The sequence below is a fragment of the Nocardiopsis halotolerans DSM 44410 genome (assembly GCF_000341065.1).
Taxonomy (GTDB): Bacteria; Actinomycetota; Actinomycetes; order Streptosporangiales; family Streptosporangiaceae; genus Nocardiopsis; species Nocardiopsis halotolerans.
The window spans coordinates 36,731-54,550 of record NZ_ANAX01000233.1 but is presented as its reverse complement, the minus strand read 5'-3'; the positions used below and the strand labels follow the sequence as shown (position 1 = coordinate 54,550).

At 71.4% G+C, this 17,820-nt stretch carries 14 protein-coding genes and 3 tRNA genes; 8 read left to right on the top strand and 9 right to left on the bottom strand.

Annotated elements, in window-relative coordinates; all coding sequences use genetic code 11:
• Window positions 1-73: 73 nt before the first annotated feature.
• Together D455_RS0117895 and D455_RS0117890 are read right to left on the bottom strand one after the other, a co-directional pair.
• Window positions 74-595: a hypothetical protein gene (locus D455_RS0117895; RefSeq protein WP_017572081.1), complete on the bottom strand. Its 522-nt coding sequence runs from the start codon at window positions 593-595 to the stop codon at window positions 74-76.
• On the bottom strand, window positions 595-936 hold the full coding sequence (locus D455_RS0117890; RefSeq protein WP_017572080.1) for a hypothetical protein: 342 nt from the start codon (window positions 934-936) through the stop codon (window positions 595-597). The genes D455_RS0117895 and D455_RS0117890 overlap by 1 nt, the downstream gene beginning before the upstream one ends.
• 156 nt (window positions 937-1,092) lie before the next feature.
• Here D455_RS0117890 and D455_RS0117885 point away from each other — a divergent pair.
• Together D455_RS0117885 and D455_RS0117880 are read left to right on the top strand one after the other, a co-directional pair.
• Window positions 1,093-1,165, top strand: a tRNA-Asn gene (locus D455_RS0117885).
• A gap of 161 nt (window positions 1,166-1,326) precedes the next feature.
• Window positions 1,327-1,399 (top strand) — tRNA-Asn (locus tag D455_RS0117880).
• A 326-nt stretch (window positions 1,400-1,725) separates the two neighbouring features.
• Here D455_RS0117880 and D455_RS0117875 read toward each other — a convergent pair.
• On the bottom strand, window positions 1,726-2,613 hold the full coding sequence (locus D455_RS0117875; RefSeq protein WP_017572079.1) for an SAM-dependent methyltransferase: 888 nt from the start codon (window positions 2,611-2,613) through the stop codon (window positions 1,726-1,728).
• 506 nt (window positions 2,614-3,119) lie between these two features.
• Between D455_RS0117875 and D455_RS0117870 the strand changes: the two genes are divergently transcribed.
• Window positions 3,120-3,824: a RibD family protein gene (locus D455_RS0117870; protein WP_017572078.1), complete on the top strand. Its 705-nt coding sequence runs from the start codon at window positions 3,120-3,122 to the stop codon at window positions 3,822-3,824.
• Window positions 3,821-4,291, top strand: a complete 471-nt coding sequence (locus D455_RS0117865; protein ID WP_017572077.1) for a deaminase — start codon at window positions 3,821-3,823, stop codon at window positions 4,289-4,291. The genes D455_RS0117870 and D455_RS0117865 overlap by 4 nt, the downstream gene beginning before the upstream one ends.
• A 220-nt stretch (window positions 4,292-4,511) precedes the next feature.
• Here D455_RS0117865 and D455_RS0117860 read toward each other — a convergent pair whose 3' ends face one another.
• Both D455_RS0117860 and D455_RS0117855 read right to left on the bottom strand, forming a co-directional pair.
• Window positions 4,512-7,004 (bottom strand): DEAD/DEAH box helicase, encoded by a 2,493-nt coding sequence (locus tag D455_RS0117860; protein ID WP_017572076.1) that lies wholly within the window; start codon window positions 7,002-7,004, stop codon window positions 4,512-4,514.
• 144 nt (window positions 7,005-7,148) lie between these two features.
• On the bottom strand, window positions 7,149-8,138 hold the full coding sequence (locus tag D455_RS0117855; protein ID WP_017572075.1) for a malate dehydrogenase: 990 nt from the start codon (window positions 8,136-8,138) through the stop codon (window positions 7,149-7,151).
• A 266-nt stretch (window positions 8,139-8,404) separates the two neighbouring features.
• On the opposite strand from D455_RS0117855, the gene D455_RS0117850 reads away from it, so the two are divergent.
• A tRNA-Ile gene (locus tag D455_RS0117850) sits at window positions 8,405-8,478 on the top strand.
• 611 nt (window positions 8,479-9,089) lie between these two features.
• Window positions 9,090-11,039, top strand: coding sequence for a GDSL-type esterase/lipase family protein (locus tag D455_RS0117845; RefSeq protein WP_152487092.1), 1,950 nt, complete (start codon window positions 9,090-9,092; stop codon window positions 11,037-11,039).
• A 298-nt stretch (window positions 11,040-11,337) separates the two neighbouring features.
• Here D455_RS0117845 and D455_RS0117840 read toward each other — a convergent pair whose 3' ends face one another.
• Both D455_RS0117840 and D455_RS0117835 read right to left on the bottom strand, forming a co-directional pair.
• Window positions 11,338-11,958, bottom strand: coding sequence for a TetR/AcrR family transcriptional regulator (locus D455_RS0117840; RefSeq protein WP_017572073.1), 621 nt, complete (start codon window positions 11,956-11,958; stop codon window positions 11,338-11,340).
• Between the two features lie 244 nt (window positions 11,959-12,202).
• Window positions 12,203-12,922, bottom strand: coding sequence for a glycerophosphodiester phosphodiesterase (locus D455_RS0117835; protein WP_017572072.1), 720 nt, complete (start codon window positions 12,920-12,922; stop codon window positions 12,203-12,205).
• Window positions 12,923-13,157: 235 nt separating this feature from the next.
• Here D455_RS0117835 and D455_RS0117830 point away from each other — a divergent pair, with 235 nt between their 5' ends.
• A complete protein-coding gene (locus D455_RS0117830; RefSeq protein WP_017572071.1) occupies window positions 13,158-13,928 on the top strand; it encodes a DeoR/GlpR family DNA-binding transcription regulator in 771 nt (256 codons plus the stop codon).
• Window positions 13,929-14,105: 177 nt separating this feature from the next.
• On the opposite strand, the gene D455_RS0117825 is transcribed toward D455_RS0117830, so the two are convergent.
• Together D455_RS0117825 and D455_RS0117820 are read right to left on the bottom strand one after the other, a co-directional pair.
• Window positions 14,106-14,573, bottom strand: coding sequence for a VOC family protein (locus tag D455_RS0117825; RefSeq protein ID WP_017572070.1), 468 nt, complete (start codon window positions 14,571-14,573; stop codon window positions 14,106-14,108).
• Between the two features lie 69 nt (window positions 14,574-14,642).
• Window positions 14,643-15,923: an MFS transporter gene (locus D455_RS0117820; RefSeq protein ID WP_026122733.1), complete on the bottom strand. Its 1,281-nt coding sequence runs from the start codon at window positions 15,921-15,923 to the stop codon at window positions 14,643-14,645.
• A gap of 251 nt (window positions 15,924-16,174) precedes the next feature.
• On the opposite strand from D455_RS0117820, the gene D455_RS0117815 reads away from it, so the two are divergent.
• Entirely contained in the window at window positions 16,175-17,788 is a 1,614-nt protein-coding gene (locus D455_RS0117815; RefSeq protein WP_017572068.1) for a sensor histidine kinase, read from the top strand.
• The last annotated feature ends 32 nt before the right edge of the window (window positions 17,789-17,820 follow it).

Here is a 17,820-nt window from a genome sequence, read left to right as displayed (position 1 = left end):
CCGCAGCCGTCAGGGTTCACCGGTCCGGGGCCGGAGCACTTCGGCCACACCGGCGACGCGTCCGGTCAGCTCATCAGACGCCCATCTGGTCGTGGAGGGCGTCCAGGGCCCGGGAGACGGCGTCGGACAGGCGCGGGTCGCGCGGGTCCACCCCCTCGCCCAGGTGGATGCGCCAGGCCACGTCGGTGCCTCCCGGAGGGCGGCGCGCCACCAGCCGGAACCCCGTGGAGGAGTCCGCCTCGGGGAAGGCCACGAAGCGGTTGACCAGGATGGACGCGGTGACGCGCTCGGAGACGGCCTCGGCCAGACGGCGGTAGTCCACGCCGTCGGTGTCGGGGTCCGAACGCAGCCGGACGGTGTGCTCGCCCGCGCCCTCCTCCAGGAACGTGAAGGCGTCGGGGCTCCAGCTGGCCTGGTCGATGTCCTGCCAGGGCACGGCGCGGCCGTCGGGCAGGTGCAGGGCGCGTGTGGTGGCGGCCAGGACGGGCCGGTCCTCCCCTGGCAGGGAGGCGACGGGCGCGTGCGCGAGCACGCGCTCGCCGCGCTCCAGCCGTGTGCGCAGCGCGGCGGGCACGCCCTTGGAGAACAGGGACACTAGCGGTCCTCGCCGGTGCCCGGAGAGCCGTTCTCCCCCGGCGGCTGGGTGCCGTTGGACCGGTGGGTCTCCCACTCGACGAGTTCGATCTCCTCGTCCGTGGGCCGTGCGAGGAAGTCGCGCAGGGACGTGACCGGCACCTTGTGCACGGCCTTGTCGTAGACGGTGCGGCCCGCGCTGCTGACCTGGGCGCCGACGAGTCCGGCGACCTCCTGGACGACGGGGCTGTCCGCCACCTTGCGGGCGGTGCGGGCGAGCTGTTCGTAGCGGGCCCTGCCCGCCCGTGTGCCCAGGACGTAACCGATGGCGAGTCCGGCGGCGAACGTGATCCGGTAACGCATGGTGTACCTCTTCACCCTTGGAGACGATCGGCGTGATCCGTGCTCGACGTTACCCCGTCGGGACCCCGGCACACATGCCGACACCGGTCACGAGCACTCCCGGAGGGCGCTACTCTAGATGTGTCGCCGCGGCCCAGGGTCAGCGGAGGCAGACCATCCCGCGTAGCTCAATCGGCAGAGCAGCCGGCTGTTAACCGGCAGGTTACTGGTTCGAGTCCAGTCGCGGGAGCGCCTGAGGGCCCGCTGACGGTGTTCGGCGGGCCCCGCGTGTCCCCATCCTCCTGGCGCGTGCGGAACCCGGCGGGTGACGGGAAAACACGTCGCGAGCACCCTCCGGAAGGCGCTAGGCTGGGGGCGTCGCCGCGGCCCGGAGCCAGCGGAGGCAGACCATCCCGCGTAGCTCAATCGGCAGAGCAGCCGGCTGTTAACCGGCAGGTTACTGGTTCGAGTCCAGTCGCGGGAGCACGGTGGACAGGGCTTCTCCCCGCAGGGGAGGGGCCCTGTCGTCGTTGTGTCCCGGGTCCTTCCGGGCCTGGGAACCGGACGACCGGGCGGATCGTCCGGGAGGTCGCACCGGGCGACGACGGAGGCGGCGTGGTGGGGAACGTGCGGCCGGGCGCGGAGGCCTGGCCGTCCAGTGTCGAAGGGATCCCCTGGTCGAACGTCCACCACCCGTGGTGGCGGTCCCGGACCCGCTGGAAGGCTCCGGCGGACCCATCCGGGTGGGCGGCCCTCGCCCGCTGCCGGTCCGGAACGGCTCCGACGCGGGGGAGAGGGAACGGGGGAGGGTCAGAGCCCGCCGATACCGCCGAGGAGCAGCCGTCGGTTGCGCTGCGGCATCTGGTAGCAGCCGGGCACGGGCGGGGCCACGGGCAGCGTGCGCCAGCGCTGGACCTCGATCACACCGGGCTCGGACACCCGCCAGCCCTCGAAGAAGGTCTCGATGGTCTTCCGGGAACGCCAGCGGCCGGATCCCAGCTGCTCGTCGAACACCTGCTCCAGCTGCTCGGCCCGCGCCGCGTCCTTGGGGAATGCGGCCGGGTCGGGGCGGCAGTAGTGGCTGAGGACCATGTGGCTGCCGGGGGCGAGGGCGTCGCGCAGGGCCGCGATGTGCCCGCCCGGGTCCTCATCGTCGCCGGTGTGCGCGACCACGCCGGTGAGCAGCAGTCCCACGGGCTGCCCCAGATCGATGAATCCCCGGACCTCGGGGTCGTCCAGGAGCTTGTTCGGCTCCGTGAGCGAGGCCCGCACCGACGTGGTGGTGCGCCGGTCGCGGATCAGGGCGAGGTGGTGGGTCAGGACCACCGGGTCGTCGGTGGCGTAGACCACGCGCGCCTCGGGATCGCTCTCGTGTGCGATCTCGTGCGGGTCTCCCGGAGCGGGCAGACCCGCGCCGAGCTGGACGAACTGCCGGATGCCGAGTTCGGTGCCCAGGTGGCGGACGGCGCGTTGGAGGAAGGCGCGCTCGCCCAGGACGAGGTCCTGGAACCCCGGTGCGGCCCGTTCCGCCCGGGTGGCCAGGTCCCGGTCCACCTCGAAGTGGTCCTTGCCCTTGAGGTGGAAGGAGTGGAGCCGCGCCAGGCTGGGCCTGGTGAGGTCGACGGCGGGCGGGGGATGGGCCCGGAGGTGTTTGCCCCCCGCCTGCCTCAGGAAATCGGGGGAGGTGAATCGAGACATCGCCGTCCTCTGTCTGAGGTGGGGAAGTGTGACCGATCACTGGATTGTATTCCTCATGAGCGGTGTTGTTAACCGAGTCACAGATACAGGTCAAAAATTCCTCCTCAGGGTGTGTCCGGGAAGTACTGTGCGGTGTGCGAGAGGGCGCCCCTGGGTTGGCTAGGACTTATATGCCGAATGTCCATTATGCGAGGAATTGGGACTGCGGTGCCGAGGTCACAGGCCCACGGGGGCGGGCTTCGTGCGTTCCGGGTGTGCTCCCGTGTGACTGTGGTGGCCCCTGGGGGTAGCCGTCACGGGCAGCTCGGGGCGGGGGGCGTTCTCGTGCGTGGCCAGGTGAAAAAGGCCCCTCGACGCATATCGAGCGACAATTCCCTCCCGTCACGGAATGCGACACGGCGGCCGAAGAAATCCCGCTCCGTTCGGCGCCGTGGCTCCCGGCCCCGCGCCCGGTACCCGATTGGCCGTTCCCGCCCGGAGCCGCGCGTCCTCGGTACAATCGGCGCGTGGACCGCCCCTACACCATCCTCAGCTGCGCCATGTCGGTCGACGGACGCATCGACGACGCCGGACCGGAGCGTCTGCGCCTGTCCAACGACGCCGACTTCGCCGAGATCGACGAACTCCGCGCGGAGTGCGACGCGATCCTCGTCGGCGCGGGCACCCTGCGCGCCGACAACCCCCGCCTGCTGGTGCGCTCCCCGCTCCTGCGCGAGCGCCGACGCGAGCAGGGACGCACCGAGAACCTGCTCAAGGTCCTGGTCACCCGCAGCGGGAGGTTCGACCCCGGCGCGCGCTTCTTCTCCACCGGGGACGCGGGCGCCGTCGTCTACACCGGGGGTGCGGGCACGGACACGGCCCGGCGCGCGCTGGCCGGGCGGCCCGCCGACGACCCGCCCGCCGAGGTCGTGGACGCCGGGGACCCTCCCACGGCCGAGGCCGTCCTGGCCGACCTGGCCGGCCGGGGCGTCTCCCGCCTGCTGGTCGAGGGCGGCGGACACGTCCACACCCTCTTCCTCGCCTCGGGGCTGGTCGACGAGCTCCGGCTGGCGATCGCCCCGTTCCTCGTGGGGGAGGAGGACGCGCCGCGCTTCGTCGTGCCCGCCGCCTTCCCCCAGACCCCCGAAGCGCCGATGCGGCTGGTCGAGACCAGGGCGCTCGGCGACGTGGCCGTCCTGCGCTACCGCCCGGGCCCTGTGGGGGACGCGTGAGCGCCGGTCCGCCGCCGTCCGGCGGGGAGGCCGACGCCCACTGGCTGCGCCGCACCGTGGAGCTGTCCCGTTCCTGCCCGCCCTCGAACACCGCGTTCTCGGTGGGCTGCGTCGTGGTCGCAGCCGACGGCACCGTCCTCGGCGAGGGCTACTCCCGCCGGGAGGACCCCCACGACCACGCGGAGGAGGTGGCCCTGCGCGAGGTGGACGCCGACGATCCCCGACTGAACGGGGCCACCCTGTACTCGTCGCTGGAACCGTGCAGCTCACGGTCCTCCCGACCGCTGCCCTGCGCCGCCCTGATCCTGGACACGCCGATCCCGCGCGTGGTGTTCGCCTGGCGTGAGCCCGCCCTGTTCGTGGACTGCGACGGGGCCGAACGCCTGCGCACGGCGGGCCGGACGGTCGTGGAGCGGCCCGGACTGGCCGGGGGCGTGCGCGAGGTCAACGCCCACCTGCTGGGCTGAGCGGTCCACCGGGCTGAGCGGGTTCTCCACAGGTCGCGTCCGGCTGTGGCGCCGCCCGGTGTCCGCGGTGTTTCCTTGATATGGGGGCCATCCCCCGGGTCGGCTTCCGCGTGCCCGAGAACCGGCCACGCCACGGCCACCGCCGCCGCCGTACTCCCCGGCAGGGCCCTGGCCCGCCCCGCGACCACAGCCGGAGGCGGGTCCCCGGGCCTGAGGCGCCTCACAGCCGGTTGACGTCCACCACGTGCACCACCGCGCGCCCCTCGGCGTCGGACGCGGCCAGGTCCACCTCGGCGCTGATCCCCCAGTCGTGGTCGCCCGCCGGGTCGGCGAAGATCTGCCGTACCCGCCACAGCTCCGGCTCCTGCTCGATGAGCAGCATCGCCGGGCCGCGCGCGTCCGGGCCGGTCCCGATCTCGTCGTGTTCCTCGAAGTACTCCTCCAGGGCCTCCTCCCAGGCCTCGGAGTCCCACTCCCCGCCCTCGTCCAGCTTCCCCAGTTCGTCGTAGCGGCCGCGGGCGGCCAGTTCCACGCGGCGGAACATCTCGTTGCGCACCAGGACCCGGAAGGCCCGCGCGTTGGTGGTGACGGGCCGCACCCTCTCCTCGGCGGTGCCCTCCTCCTCCGGGGCCTCCGCCTCCGGGTTGGTCAGCTGCTCCCACTCGTCCAGCAGACTGGAGTCCACCTGGCGGACCAGCTCGCCCAGCCACTCGATGAGGTCGCGCAGCTCCTCGGTCTTGGCGTCGTCGGGCACCGTCTGGTTGAGCGCCTTGTAGGCACTGGCCAGGTAGCGCAGTACCAGCCCCTCCGAGCGGGCCAGCTCGTAGAAACCCACGTACTCGGTGAAGGTCATCGCCCGCTCGTACATGTCGCGGGCCACCGTCTTGGGCTGGAGCGGGTGGTCGCCCACCCACGGGTGGCCGCGCCGGTACACCTCGTAGGCGTGGCCGAGCAGCTCCTCCAGCGGCTTGGGGTAGTCGACCTCCTCCAGCCGCTCCATGCGCTCCTCGTACTCGATGCCGTCCATCTTCATCTGCTGGACGGCCTCGCCCCGGGCCTTGTTGAGCTGGGCGCCGAGGATCTGCCGGGGATCGTCCAGGGTGGACTCCACCACGCTGAGCACGTCCAGCGCGTACGTGGGCGACTCCTTGTCCAGCAGTTCCAGCGCGGCCAGCGCGAACGTGGACAGCGGCTGGTTGAGCGCGAAGTCGGCCTGGAGGTCCACGGTCAGCCGTGCGGTGCGCCCCTGCTCGTCGGGCTCGGGAAGCGCCTCCACGATCCCGCCGTCCAGCAGCGACCGGTAGATGGCGATCGCCTCGTGGATGTGGCGGCGCTGCGTCGGGCGGTCGTCGTGGTTCTCGGTGAGCAGGTGCCGCATCGCCGAGAAGCAGTCCCCGGGACGGGCGATCACGCTCAGCAGCATGGCGTTGCTCACCCTGAACCGGGAGGTCAGGGGTTCGGGCTCGGCCTCGATGAGCTTGTTGAAGGTCGCCTCGTCCCAGGCGACGAACCCCTCGGGTGCCTTCTTGCGCACCACCTTGCGTCGCTTCTTGGTGTCGTCACCGGCCTTGGCCAGCGCCTTCTCGTTCTCGATGACGTGCTCGGGCGCCTGGGCCACCACGTTGCCGACGGTGTCGAACCCGGCGCGTCCGGCCCGTCCGGCGATCTGGTGGAACTCACGGGCGCGCAGGCGGCGCACCCGCGTCCCGTCGTACTTGCTCAGGGCGGTGAACAGCACCGTGCGGATGGGCACGTTCACGCCCACGCCCAGGGTGTCGGTCCCGCAGATGACCTTGAGGAGTCCGGCCTGCGCCAGCCGTTCGACCAGGCGCCGGTACTTGGGCAGCATGCCCGCGTGGTGCACGCCGATGCCGTGCCGCACGTACCGGGACAGGTTGCGCCCGAACCTGGTGGTGAAGCGGAAGTTGCCGATCTCCGCGGCGATCGCCGCCTTCTCCTCCTTCGTGCACATGTTGATGCTGGTCAGCGACTGCGCGCGCTCGACGGCCTGCGCCTGGGTGAAGTGCACGATGTACACGGGCGCGTTCCCGCTGCCGAGCAGTTCCTCCAGCGTCTCGTGCAGCGCGGTGACCCGGTAGTCGTAGTAGAGGGGGACGGGGCGCTCGGCGGAGGCGACCACGGCGGTGGAACGTCCTGTGCGCTTCTCCAGGTCCTCCTCGAAGCGGCTGACGTCGCCCAGGGTGGCCGACATCAGCACGAACTGCGCCTGCGGCATCTCCAGGAGCGGCACCTGCCACGCCCATCCGCGGTCGGGCTCGGCGTAGAAGTGGAACTCGTCCATGATGACGGTGTTGATGTCGGCGTCCGCGCCCTCGGCCAGCGCGATCTGGGCCAGGACCTCCGCCGTGCAGCACACGATGGGCGCGTCGGCGTTGACGCTGGCGTCGCCGGTCATCATGCCGACGTTCTCGGTGCCGAAGATCCTGCACAGGTCGAAGAACTTCTCCGACACCAGGGCCTTGATGGGAGCGGTGTAGAACGCGCACTCGTCGCGGGCCAGGGCGGCGAAGAGCGCGCCCGTGGCCACCATGCTCTTACCCGAACCGGTGGGGGTGTTGAGGATGACGTTGGACCCGGAGACGACCTCGATGAGGGCCTCCTCCTGGTGCGGGTAGAGGGTGAGGCCCCGTTCCTCGGCCCACAAAGCGAACGCCTCGAAGAGGGAGTCGGGTTCTGGTTCGGCCGGAAGCACATCGATGAGACTCACGGTCTCTATACTGCCTGCTTCGCGAACCCTCTCGGGACGGCCGCACACCTCGCCCGCTCCGCACCCGGAGACGACGACGGGCGCGTCCCGTGCGGAACGCGCCCGTGTGCCGTCGGCGGTCGGTGCCCGTCAGACCAGGCCGAGCTGCCTGACGGTGTCGCGCTCCTCGACCAGCTCCTTGACGGAGGCGTCGATGCGGGCGCGGGAGAAGTCGTCGATCTCCAGGCCCTGGACGATCTCCCACCTGCCGTCGCGGGAGACGACCGGGAAGGAGGAGATGATGCCCTCGGGCACGCCGTAGGAGCCGTCGGAGGGGATGGCCGCGGAGGTCCAGTCGCCCTCGGGGGTGCCGTTGACCCAGTCGTGGACGTGGTCGATGGCGGCGTTGGCGGCGGAGGCGGCCGAGGAGGCGCCCCGGGCCTCGATGATCGCGGCACCGCGCTTGGCCACGGTCGGGATGAAGTCGTTCTCCAGCCAGGACTGGTCGCCGACGGCCTTGGCCGCGTTGGAGCCGTTGACCTCGGCGTGGAACACGTCGGGGTACTGGGTGGCGGAGTGGTTGCCCCAGATCGTGAGCTTCCTGATGTCGTTGATCGACACGTCGAGCTTCTTGGCGAGCTGGGTGAGCGCGCGGTTGTGGTCCAGGCGGGTCATCGCGGTGAAGCGCTCGGCCGGGACGTCGGGGGCGTGGCTCTGGGCGATGAGGGCGTTGGTGTTGGCGGGGTTGCCGACCACCAGGACGCGGACGTCGTCGGCGGCACCGGCGTTGATGGCCTCGCCCTGGGGCTTGAAGATGCCGCCGTTGGCCTCCAGCAGGTCACCGCGCTCCATGCCCTTGCCGCGCGGGCGGGCACCGACCAGCAGGGCGACGTTGGTCCCCTGGAAGGCCTGGGTGGCGTCGTCGAAGATGTCGATGCCCTGGAGCAGCGGGAAGGCGCAGTCGTCCAGCTCCATCGCCGTGCCCTCGGCGGCCTTGACGGCCTGCGGGATCTCCAGCAGGCGCAGCTTCACCGGGGTGTCGGTGCCGAGCAGCTGGCCCGAGGCGATCCGGAACAGCAGCGCGTAGCCGATCTGGCCCGCGGCGCCGGTGACGGTGACGTTGACGGGTGCTTTGGACATGACGTGAACTCTCCTGACGACGTTGTGCGACCCGCGATGCTAGCAACGGGTCCGACGCGGCGTCGGTACCGGGCGCTGGGGGCCGTCCAGGCGCGCGCCGCACCTCACCACCCTAGACCGCGCGCTCTCGCGGACCGTGACGCAGGTACGGAGTACGTGTCCCCGTGGGCTCCGCCCCGGGTGGGCGCGAGGCCCTGTCCGTTAACGGATTCTGGGCGGGGAAACGTCGGACCCACCCTGTTAGGATGGCGTTTGCCGATAACGGCGGGCCGGTAGCTCAGTTGGTTAGAGCAGGGGACTCATAATCCCTGGGTCGCGGGTTCGAGTCCTGCCCGGCCTACCCCTCTCACGCACGAAAAGGCGCCCCCTGGTCCCGGGCGCGTGTCGGCGGTGCTTTCCTCACCCCGCGGACGTGTGCGGAGCGTGCCGGAACGACGGCCGCGACGGTGTTCTCCGGTCACGGCACGTCGGAGAACCGACGCGGGTGGTCGGCCGGAGCCGGGCGCACGCCCGCACGTCCCCGTGCGGGTGCTTCGCGGACCCACCGCGTTCCACGGGGCCGGGGCGACGGCGGTGGAGCGGGCCGCGGAGGTGCGGTGTCTGGTGTGGATTCGTTGGGTTATCAGTTATCTGGTGCTTTCTTCCCCTGTGCAGTGGTTCGCCCCGTTCTATCCGATTAATGGGTGCCCGTTTTTCCGTCCTGACATCGGATGAAATGGGTGGCGCTCGTCACTGAATCCGAAGGTGCCTTGCCTTTTCCGTTCTGTGCAGGTCGCGACCCATACGACCCGCGGTCCGGAACCTCCCGGAACCTCCCGGGCCGGCGCGGTCTCCTCGTTTACACTGGCGGCCGGTCAGGGGGGCGTGTGGTGTGCCACGTCTCAACAACCACCGTGCGCCCCGGGGCGTCCGACAGTCGGTGGACAGGCGTATTCCGGGAAGAGGCGAGCGTTGGGAGCGTACGGGACACGGCGGTGCGGCACGCACCGCCAACGCGCGGGTCTTGTGGCCCACCTGCTGCGCGGCGTGGCCGCCGTGGTCGTGGCGGTGGTCCTCGTGGTCGTCGTCAACACCACCATCTCCCGTGACGTCGACGCCCGGCCCTCGGAACCGGCGGATCGGCCGACCGCAGAGGTGACCGGCACGCCCTTCCGCGAGCTCGTCGACGAGATCGGCATCTCCCGGGACACCTCCGTCGCCAACGTCGACCTCGACGGCTCGGGCCACAGCCTGTCCGCGCAGGCGCTGGCCGCCGCCGGATGGACCCCCGGCCGCGAGATCGTCCTCCTGGGCACGCCCCTGACACTGCCCGACTACGCCCCCGGCCGCCCTGACCACCTGGTCTCGGACGGCCAGGAACTCCGGCTTCGGGAGGAGCGTTACCGGTCGCTCACCTTCCTGGCCACCGCGACCCGTGCCGACACCACCGGAACCGGCACCGCCAGGACCGACGACGGCGGAACCGACGTCCACGGCACCGGCCGCGTGGTCTACGCCGACGGGGGGAGGCGGGAGTTCGTCCTGTCCGTCCCGCACTGGGTCGCCGGGCCCGCGAGCGAGGCCGCTCTCACCCTGCCCTACGCCAACTCCGCCCAGCACTCCGGCCCCAGCCCCACCCTCGGCGCGGTGCGCCTGTACGCCCTCAGCGTGCCCGTGGACCCCACACGCGAGATCTCCCACGTGGTGCTGCCCCGGGTCGGCGAGGGGCGGGGCAGCATCCACCTGTTCTCCGTGGGCGGGCGCTCAGCCGGGTCGGAGTGGACCGGCACCTGGGCCCGGGCCACCTCCGGCTACATGCAGGTCGGCCCCTGGGAGGACCAGACCCTGCGGTTGTCGGTGCGTACGACCACCGGCGGCCACACGGCCCGGATCCGCCTGGACAACACCTTCGCTCCCACGCCCGTCACCATCGGAGCGGCCTCCCTGGCGTTGCGGGGAACCGGCGCCGCCACCCGCGGCGCCGCGGTCCCGCTCACCTTCGACGGACGTCCCGGCACCGTGATCCCGGCCGGGGGCGAGGTGTTCAGCGACCCCGTCGGGATCCTCCTGCCGCCGCAGACCGACGTGCTCGTCAGCATCCACCTCCCCGAGCAGGTGACCGCCGCACCGGTGCACTACGCGTCGGTGGACACCAACTACGCCAGCGCGCCGGGCAGCGGCGACCTGACCACGGACACCACCGGGGAGCCGTTCACCGGCGGCGTCGAGCGGTGGCCGTTCCTCACCGGGGTGGAGGTCCTCGGCGGCCCCGGAGCGGTCGTGGCCCTCGGTGACTCCATCACCGACGGGATACGCTCCACCCCCGACGCCCACGCGCGCTGGCCCGACGTGCTCAGCGCCCGCCTGGCCGGGCATCCCGACCTGCCCAACCCGGGCGTGCTCAACCTCGGTGTGTCCGGGAACCACGTGGTCAGGGACGGTTACCCGGGCGTGGGAGTCTCGAACAACCTCACCGGTGTGGCGCTGACCCGCCGGGTCGACCGGGACGTGCTGGCCCAGAGCGGGGTGGACACCCTCGTCGTCTTCGCCGGGATCAACGACCTGCGCTGGAGTACCCCGCCCGAGGCGGTGATCAACGGGATCGAGCGGACCGCGCTGCTGGCCCGCGAGTACGACCTGCGCGTGTTCGTGGCCACGCTCACCCCGTGCGGGGGAGAACTCCGCTGCACCGCGGAGGTCGAACAGGCCCGTCAGCAGGTCAACGCCCACCTGCGCTCGCAGGTGAACGACCCCCGGTCGCCCTTCGACGGCGTGTGGGACTTCGACGCGGTCCTGCGCGATCCCGAGGACCCGACCCGCATGCTGCCCGTCTACGACTCCGGGGACCACCTCCACCCGGGGGACGCCGGACTGCGGGCGCTGGCCGAGTCCGTGGACCTGGATCAGCTCGTCGGCGGCTAGGACGGTGTTTTTCGGGGCCTCCGCTTCGCTTCGGCCCTCCCGTCGCCCGCCGGGGCGCTCCGCGCCTTGGCGGGCTACCACCCTCAGACGACAGCCTTCGGCCGCGGTGCTCTCCTTGTTTGGGCGCCCGAGGAGCCAGGGATTCTTCCTCCTCGGCTGTGCCTGCCGCTCGTTCCTCGCTCGCGGCTTGCCTCGTCGCGCAGAACCCTGGCGGCGCCCGAAACACACCTCCGGGGGGAATGTTCCAAAGAACAGACTCTTTGACGCCCAGATTTCCCGGAACCCGTGGCGGGGGCGCTCAGCGCGGGCACTCCAGGTGGTGGTGGATGACGAGGTCGACGTAGACGGCGCCGAGGTCGTCCAGGCTCAGGCCGCCCTCGGGGTCGTACCAGTACAGCAGGGAGTCGAAGGTCTCCAGGACCTCGTCGGCGGCCCGGCCCGGCTCGCGCACGCCGAAGACCCCGGCGGCCACTCCGTCCAGGATGATCGCGCGGACGTGTTCGCGGTACGCCCGTGTCAGGGAACTGATCTCACGGTGGCGGGACGGGTGGACGGCGCGCAGCACCGGCAGTAGCTCCCGCTCCAGGGCGGTCGCCGAGCGGTGCTTCCACCCGAGTTCCACGTGCCGCCTGACCAGGGACGACATGCGTTCGGTCGCCGGCCGGTCCGGTTGGTCCGCGGCCAGTTGCCCGTTGACCCGCTCGCGGACGGAGCGCAGCACGACGGCGTAGGCCAGGTCGAACCGGGTGGGGAAGGCCCGTCTGAGCGAGGCGGTGTCGGTCCCGGTCTCGGCCGCGACGCGCTGGGTCAGCGCGGACATGGCCAGGCCGCGTGTGCCGTGCTCGGCGAACAGCCGCGCGGCACAGTCCAGGACGGGGGCCGTGGTGCGGAGCGCGTGAGGGGAGGTGTCGGCCGTCATGTGTGGATTCTCGTCGCTCGGGGAGCGCCCTCGGGGTTGTGGGCGCGGGATCTGCACGGGGTTGCCACCATTGAGGATATCCGTGTCACGTCGACAGAAAGCGGAGAATGACGGAACCCGGAACGCCTTGTTCGCGAACCGCCTCCGGCGGTGGTGGCACCCCCGACGGGGCGGGTCGGCCGCTGGCATCCGGATGGACCGGAACCCGTCCGTGCGCCCGCCCACGTGGGGATATCCTCCGTGGTCAGACCGAACCGGCGGTCGACGCCTCCTGCTCCCGTCCGCTGGTCAGGGACACCAGGTCCTCGATCCGTTCCGTGGCCAGAGCGTCCACCCCCATTCCGATCACCCGCGCCATCTCCGGAAAGTCATTCACCGTCCACGCCGTTACGAAATAACCGGAACGGTGCATTTCTATGACCAGTTCTCGGGTCAGCAACGTGTAGTGCGTGCCGAGGACGGCGGGCCGCAGGGTCCGTACCACGTCCTCCGGGGGGAGGCCCGGCTTGTCCCAGGCCAGCATCAGCCGTGCGTCGGAACTGCGGGCGCGCAGGGCGTCGAGGGTCTCGGTGGAACCGGTGAAGAGCACCTGGTCGCCGAATCCGCGTCCGCGCAGCAGGGTGTCCGCGGCGAGCGCGGCCTCCGGCTCGCTGGCGTCCACGAGCAGGGGAGGGGGACCGGAGTCGGTGAAGTCGGCCAGCACCTCCATCAGGGTGGGTACGCGCCGCTCCACGTCGTCGCGGATGGCGGCCAGTTCGGCCAGGGTGAACTCACCCACGGGCCGCGGTGGGGAACCCGGGGCGGTCACGAGGCGTTCGTCGGCCAGGACCGGGTATCCGTCGGAAGTGAGGTGGAGGTCGATCTTGACCAGGTCCGCCCCGGCACGCGAGGCTGAACGCAGGGCCGGGAGGGTGTTTCCCGGGAAGCGTGCGGTGTCTCCGCGCAGTGCGATGGACAACGTCATGCTGCCAAGGGTGGCAAAGACTCGCGTCGTACGTGGGGCAAACAGGAAAAACGCCTACCGGGCGAGCGGTGCCGGCCTCCTCGCGGGACGGTGGTGTGCGGTACGTGGCGTCGCGATTGCGAGCGGACTCACGTCGTGAGGACGCCGACGGGGCGCCGCGAGCTGGGAAACTTTGTTACACGGCGTCGTGACCGCACGGCGTTCCCACGACCGTCCCTGGAGTGTGAGGCCAACGATGATTCCGGACCAGAGACGAGAGCACATTCTCAAGCTCCTCCAGGAGCGCCACGTGCTGAGCATCAACGAGCTCACGTCGATGCTGTCCGTGTCCCACATGACGGTCCGGCGTGACATCCAGGCGCTGGAGAACGACGGCAAGGTGCTGTCGGTCACCGGCGGGGTGCGGCTCGCGGCGCGGCTCAAGAGCGAGCCCTCCTACCTGGCCAAGGCCCAGCTGGAGGTACCCGCCAAGCGGGCCATAGCGCGGGCGGCCGCCGACCTGGTTCGCGAGAACTTCACCATCTACCTGGACGCGGGCACGACCACGCTCCAGATGGTCCCCCTGCTCACCGACAAGGTCGGCCTGACCGTCATCACCAGCGACTTCAACGTCGTGGGCCACCTCATGGAGTACCCGGGGATCGAACTGATCCACACCGGCGGGGTGGTCTCGCACTCCGACCACTCCTCGGTCGGGCGCTTCACCGCCGACTTCCTGCGCCAGGTGAACGTCGACCTGGCCTTCATCGCCAGCAGCTCCTGGGACGCCGAGCGGGGCTCGACCACGCCCTCCGAGGCCAAGGTGGTCGCCAAGCAGGCGCTGCTGCGGATCGCCTCCAAGAGCGTGCTCACGGTCGACAGCACCAAGTACGGCAAGTTCGGCACCTTCAGGGTGGCGAGCCTGGAGGAGTTCGACCTGATCATCACCGACGACCGGCTCCCGCGTTCGGCCGTGGACGACCTGGCCGAGCGCGACGTGCGCCTGAACCTGGTGGGGGTCGAGTAGGCCCGTACCCCGAACAGGGTCCCGGCCCCGGCGGAGCGGTCCGGGCGCCCACTCCCCGGGTGCCCGAAGGGGAGAGGGGGCCGCGGCCGGAGGCCGTCGTCGGGGATGCCCCTCCTCGGAGCGGCGGTCCGGGGAGACACCACGCGGCGCGCGGTGCGCGCGCTCGTGACGGGTTTCTCAGTCCTCGCCGGCGTCGAGCTCGGCGCGGGCGAACAGGGCCAGTTCGGTACCGTCCGGGTCGTAGAAGAGCAGCGTGGAGCCCTCCTCACCGTGCATCACGGGGGAGTGCTCCACGTCCATCTCCGCGAAGCGCTCCTCCCAGGCCTCCAGCTCACCCAGGTTGTCGACGCCCAGGGTGAGGCGGTCCAGGCCGCAGTGCCTGCGGTCGAACCTGCCCTTGAAGTTGTCGCGGTGCTGGATGAGCGCCAGCAGCAGCCCGGTGGCCGGATGCTGGCACTCGGTGCGCCGTGTGCCCTCGTGGTCACGCTTACTGAGGACCCGGAAACCCAGGACCGTTCGGTAGAAGCGCACACTCTCGTCACGGTCGCGGACCGACAGGGTGACGCGGGCGAGCCCGTTGAGCTGGGGCACGGGCACCTCTTTGCGGCGGGGGCCGATGGTGGCCAGTAGATCGAGCACGATCATCGAGCCTAGGTCGGAGTCAGAATGTTGGGTGCCTCTTTAACGCGGGTTTAACGCCCGATGTTCCCCGAATCACCCAGGATGTGCTCCCTGACCTCCTCCGTTACCCGGAGCGGGCCGTGCCGCGGTCGGGGACTCCCCCTCCTCCTGACGCGTGTACCAGCGTGCGCGCATGACCAGGACGGTGACCGCGAGGGAGACCAGCCCGCCCAGGGTGGCCAGCGCGAACGCCCCCTGGTGGCCGTGGGCGTCGGCCAGCGCTCCCGAGACCATCGATCCCAGCGACTGCCCCAGGATCAGGCAGCTCAGGATGAGGGCCATCGACTGGGACAGGCGGCTGGCCGGGGCCGCCCGCTCGATCAGCCCGAACAGGCTCACGATGTGCGGGCCGATCGCCGCGCCCAGCACGAAGATGGCCACCGCCAGACCGACCACGCCGTGGTCCAGGTACAGCGGCAGGGTGAGCAGGAACAGCGCCCCCGCCGCGGCCCGGGTCCGCGCCGTGAGCGGGAACCCCACGGGCACGGAGGCCATCAGCAGGCCCGCGGCGGCGCTGCTGGTGCCCATCACCGCGTACATCAGGCCGGACAGGTCGCCGTGCCCCGAGGCGGCGGCGAAGGCGGTCACACCGGTGGACATGCCGCCGAAGAACAGGCCCTGGCAGAACATGGGAACGGCCAGCACCAGCAGCGCGGGCGTGGCGATGCGGCCCTCGGCGCCGCGTACCGGCGGCGCTCCGGGCGGGGCGGTGGGGTGCAGGGCGAACACGGACCCGAACACGCCGATGAGCACGGCGGCGCCCAGCACGCTCGCCGCCGGTGAGATCGTCACCGTGAGCACGCCCACCAGGGCGGGGCCCAGGACGAAGGCGGCCTCGTCCAGCACGCCCTCGACCGACATGGCCGCCGACACCGAGCGTTCCCGCTCCACGCCCCGGTCCGCTCCGCGCCGGATGAGCACCACCCAGCGGGTGCGCGCCATCGGGCCGATCTGGGGCATGCACATGCCCGCCACGGCGGCCAGCGCCGCCAGGACGGGGGTCGGGGCCCCGGCCAGGACCGCGGACACGAGCGCGGTGACGAGCACGGCGTCCACGACGGCGGTGACCAGGACCGGCGTCCGCTGCCCGTGCCGGTCGGCGAACCGGGCGATGACGGGGCCGCCCACGGTCTCCCCGAGCGCGAAGGCGCCGGTCACCACACCGGCGGCGGCCACGCTCCCGGTCGTGGTGGTGACCAGGGTCAGCAACCCGATCAGGGACATGGAGATGGGCAGGCGTGCCAGGAAGGTACTCAGGAGCAGTGGCCATCCGGCGATGCGGTGCATGCGCCGCAGCGTTTCCAACGGTGACATCGGTCCCGTTTCCGTGGTGGTTCCTCGCCTCCGGGGACCGCGGCCCGGCCGTGGGGCACGAGCGATCGCAGAGACCCGGAAATCATCCCATGATGTGGTTGGCGGCCGTCCGCGGACCCCGCCACCCCGTCGTCCCCGCACCGTGTGGCGTCGCGCGACCGCGCGGGGAGTCCCGTCCCTGACGGAGGACGGGACACGACCCTGACTTTCGACGGTGCCGCCGCCCCGGACGAATGTGTAGGTTCACCGGCATGGACCTCACCGAACCGCGCATGATCGTCCGGCGGGCGCTGCGTCCGCTGGAGGGCTGGCCCAGCCGGGGCGCCGTCCTGCGCGACGTGCTGTTCGGCGCGGTGATCACCGCCCTGTGCCTGGTGGAGGTGCTCGGCCGCTGGTCCCTGGGGGAGATGTCCGCGGCCCAGGCGCTGACCACCGCGGGCGCCGCCGTCGTGCTGACCGCCCTGACCGTCGTGCTCAGCCGCCTCTACCCGCTGCTCTCCCTGGTCGTGGCGCTGCTCGGCTCGTTCTGGGTGTACGGCTTCGGTGTCCTGCTGTTCTGCGTGTCCTACCTGACCGGCCGCCGTATGCCCGACGTGCGCTCGGCGGGGACGCTCTTCACGTCCGGCACCGCGCTGTGGCTGCTGGTCGTGGCGCTGCTGTGGCCCACCGGGCCGACGGGGGTGTGGGTCACGACCATGGTCACCATGGTGTTCAACATCGTGCTGCCCTGGCTGGTCGGGGTCTACCGGCGCCAGCACGTCGCCCTGGCCACCGCGGGCTGGGAGCACGCCCGCCACCTCCAGAGGGAGCACAGGCTCACCGTCGACCAGGCCAGACTGCGCGAGCGGTCCCGCATCGCCCAGGACATGCACGACTCCCTCGGCCACGAGCTCAGTCTCATCGCCCTCCGGGCCGGAGCCCTGGAGGTCACCCCCGACCTGGACGAGGAGCACCGCCAGTCGGCGGCCGAGCTGCGGGCCACCGCCGTCACCGCCACCCAGCACCTGCGGGAGATCATCGGGGTGCTGCGCGCCGACGCCGAACCCGCGCCCATGTCCCCCGCCGGCGAGGGCGTCCCCGCCCTGGTCGACCGCGCCCGCGACTCCGGCATGCGGGTCGCGCTGGTACGGGAGGGGGAGACCGGTGACCTGCCGCCGATGGTCGACCGGGCGGTCCACCGCGTCGTCCAGGAGTCGCTGACCAACGCCGCCAGGTACGCCCCGGGCGCCGAGGTGACCGTGTGGATCACCGCGAGCGGGGAACGGGTGGAGGCACGGGTCACCAACTCCGCGTGTTCCGGCCCGTTCCCCGACACGGGGAGCGGCGGCGGGCGCGGGATCATCGGTCTGCGCGAGCGCGTCCGCCTGACCGGGGGCTCCTTCGCCGCCGGACCGGACGGCGACGGCGGCTGGGAGGTCTGCGCGACCATGCCGCTGGACGGCGTCGCGGAGGTGGGTCCCGACGAGGACGGTGAGGTGACCGAGATCGACCAGCTCCAGTCGGCCGCCCGTCGCCGGGTGCGCGGATGGTCTCTGGCCCTGGCCCTGTTGCCGGTCCTGGCGGTCGTGACGGTCGCGTTCGTGCTGGTCGGGTCCACCCTGAGGAACCTGGAACGGACCGAGTTGACCCCCGAGGAGTTCGCCTCCCTGGGGATCGGAGACCCCCAGTCCCGGGTGGAGGGGGTACTGCCGGAGGCCTCGGTGCCCGTGGAGGCCCGGATGCTGGAGGAGGACGCCGTCCCCCCGGGCGCCACGTGCGACTACTACCGCAGCGACTCCTCGTTCTTCGGTGGGGAGACGGTCCTCTACCAGTTGTGCTTCGCCGAGGGGCGCCTGCTGACCAAGGGGGAGGCGCCGCTACGTTGATCGCGGACCATCGAACCGGACACCAGAGGGGG

Bases quoted from the DNA above. Each gene is read 5' to 3' on its own strand.
- D455_RS0117875 (WP_017572079.1), bottom strand. From the start codon at position 2,613: ATGTCTCGATTCACCTCCCCCGATTTCCTGAGGCAGGCGGGGGGCAAA.
- D455_RS0117830 (WP_017572071.1), top strand. From the start codon at position 13,158: ATGATTCCGGACCAGAGACGAGAGCACATTCTCAAGCTCCTCCAGGAG.
- D455_RS0117835 (WP_017572072.1), bottom strand. From the start codon at position 12,922: ATGACGTTGTCCATCGCACTGCGCGGAGACACCGCACGCTTCCCGGGA.
- D455_RS0117820 (WP_026122733.1), bottom strand. From the start codon at position 15,923: ATGTCACCGTTGGAAACGCTGCGGCGCATGCACCGCATCGCCGGATGG.
- D455_RS0117825 (WP_017572070.1), bottom strand. From the start codon at position 14,573: ATGATCGTGCTCGATCTACTGGCCACCATCGGCCCCCGCCGCAAAGAG.
- D455_RS0117855 (WP_017572075.1), bottom strand. From the start codon at position 8,138: ATGTCCAAAGCACCCGTCAACGTCACCGTCACCGGCGCCGCGGGCCAG.
- D455_RS0117840 (WP_017572073.1), bottom strand. From the start codon at position 11,958: ATGACGGCCGACACCTCCCCTCACGCGCTCCGCACCACGGCCCCCGTC.
- D455_RS0117890 (WP_017572080.1), bottom strand. From the start codon at position 936: ATGCGTTACCGGATCACGTTCGCCGCCGGACTCGCCATCGGTTACGTC.
- D455_RS0117815 (WP_017572068.1), top strand. From the start codon at position 16,175: ATGGACCTCACCGAACCGCGCATGATCGTCCGGCGGGCGCTGCGTCCG.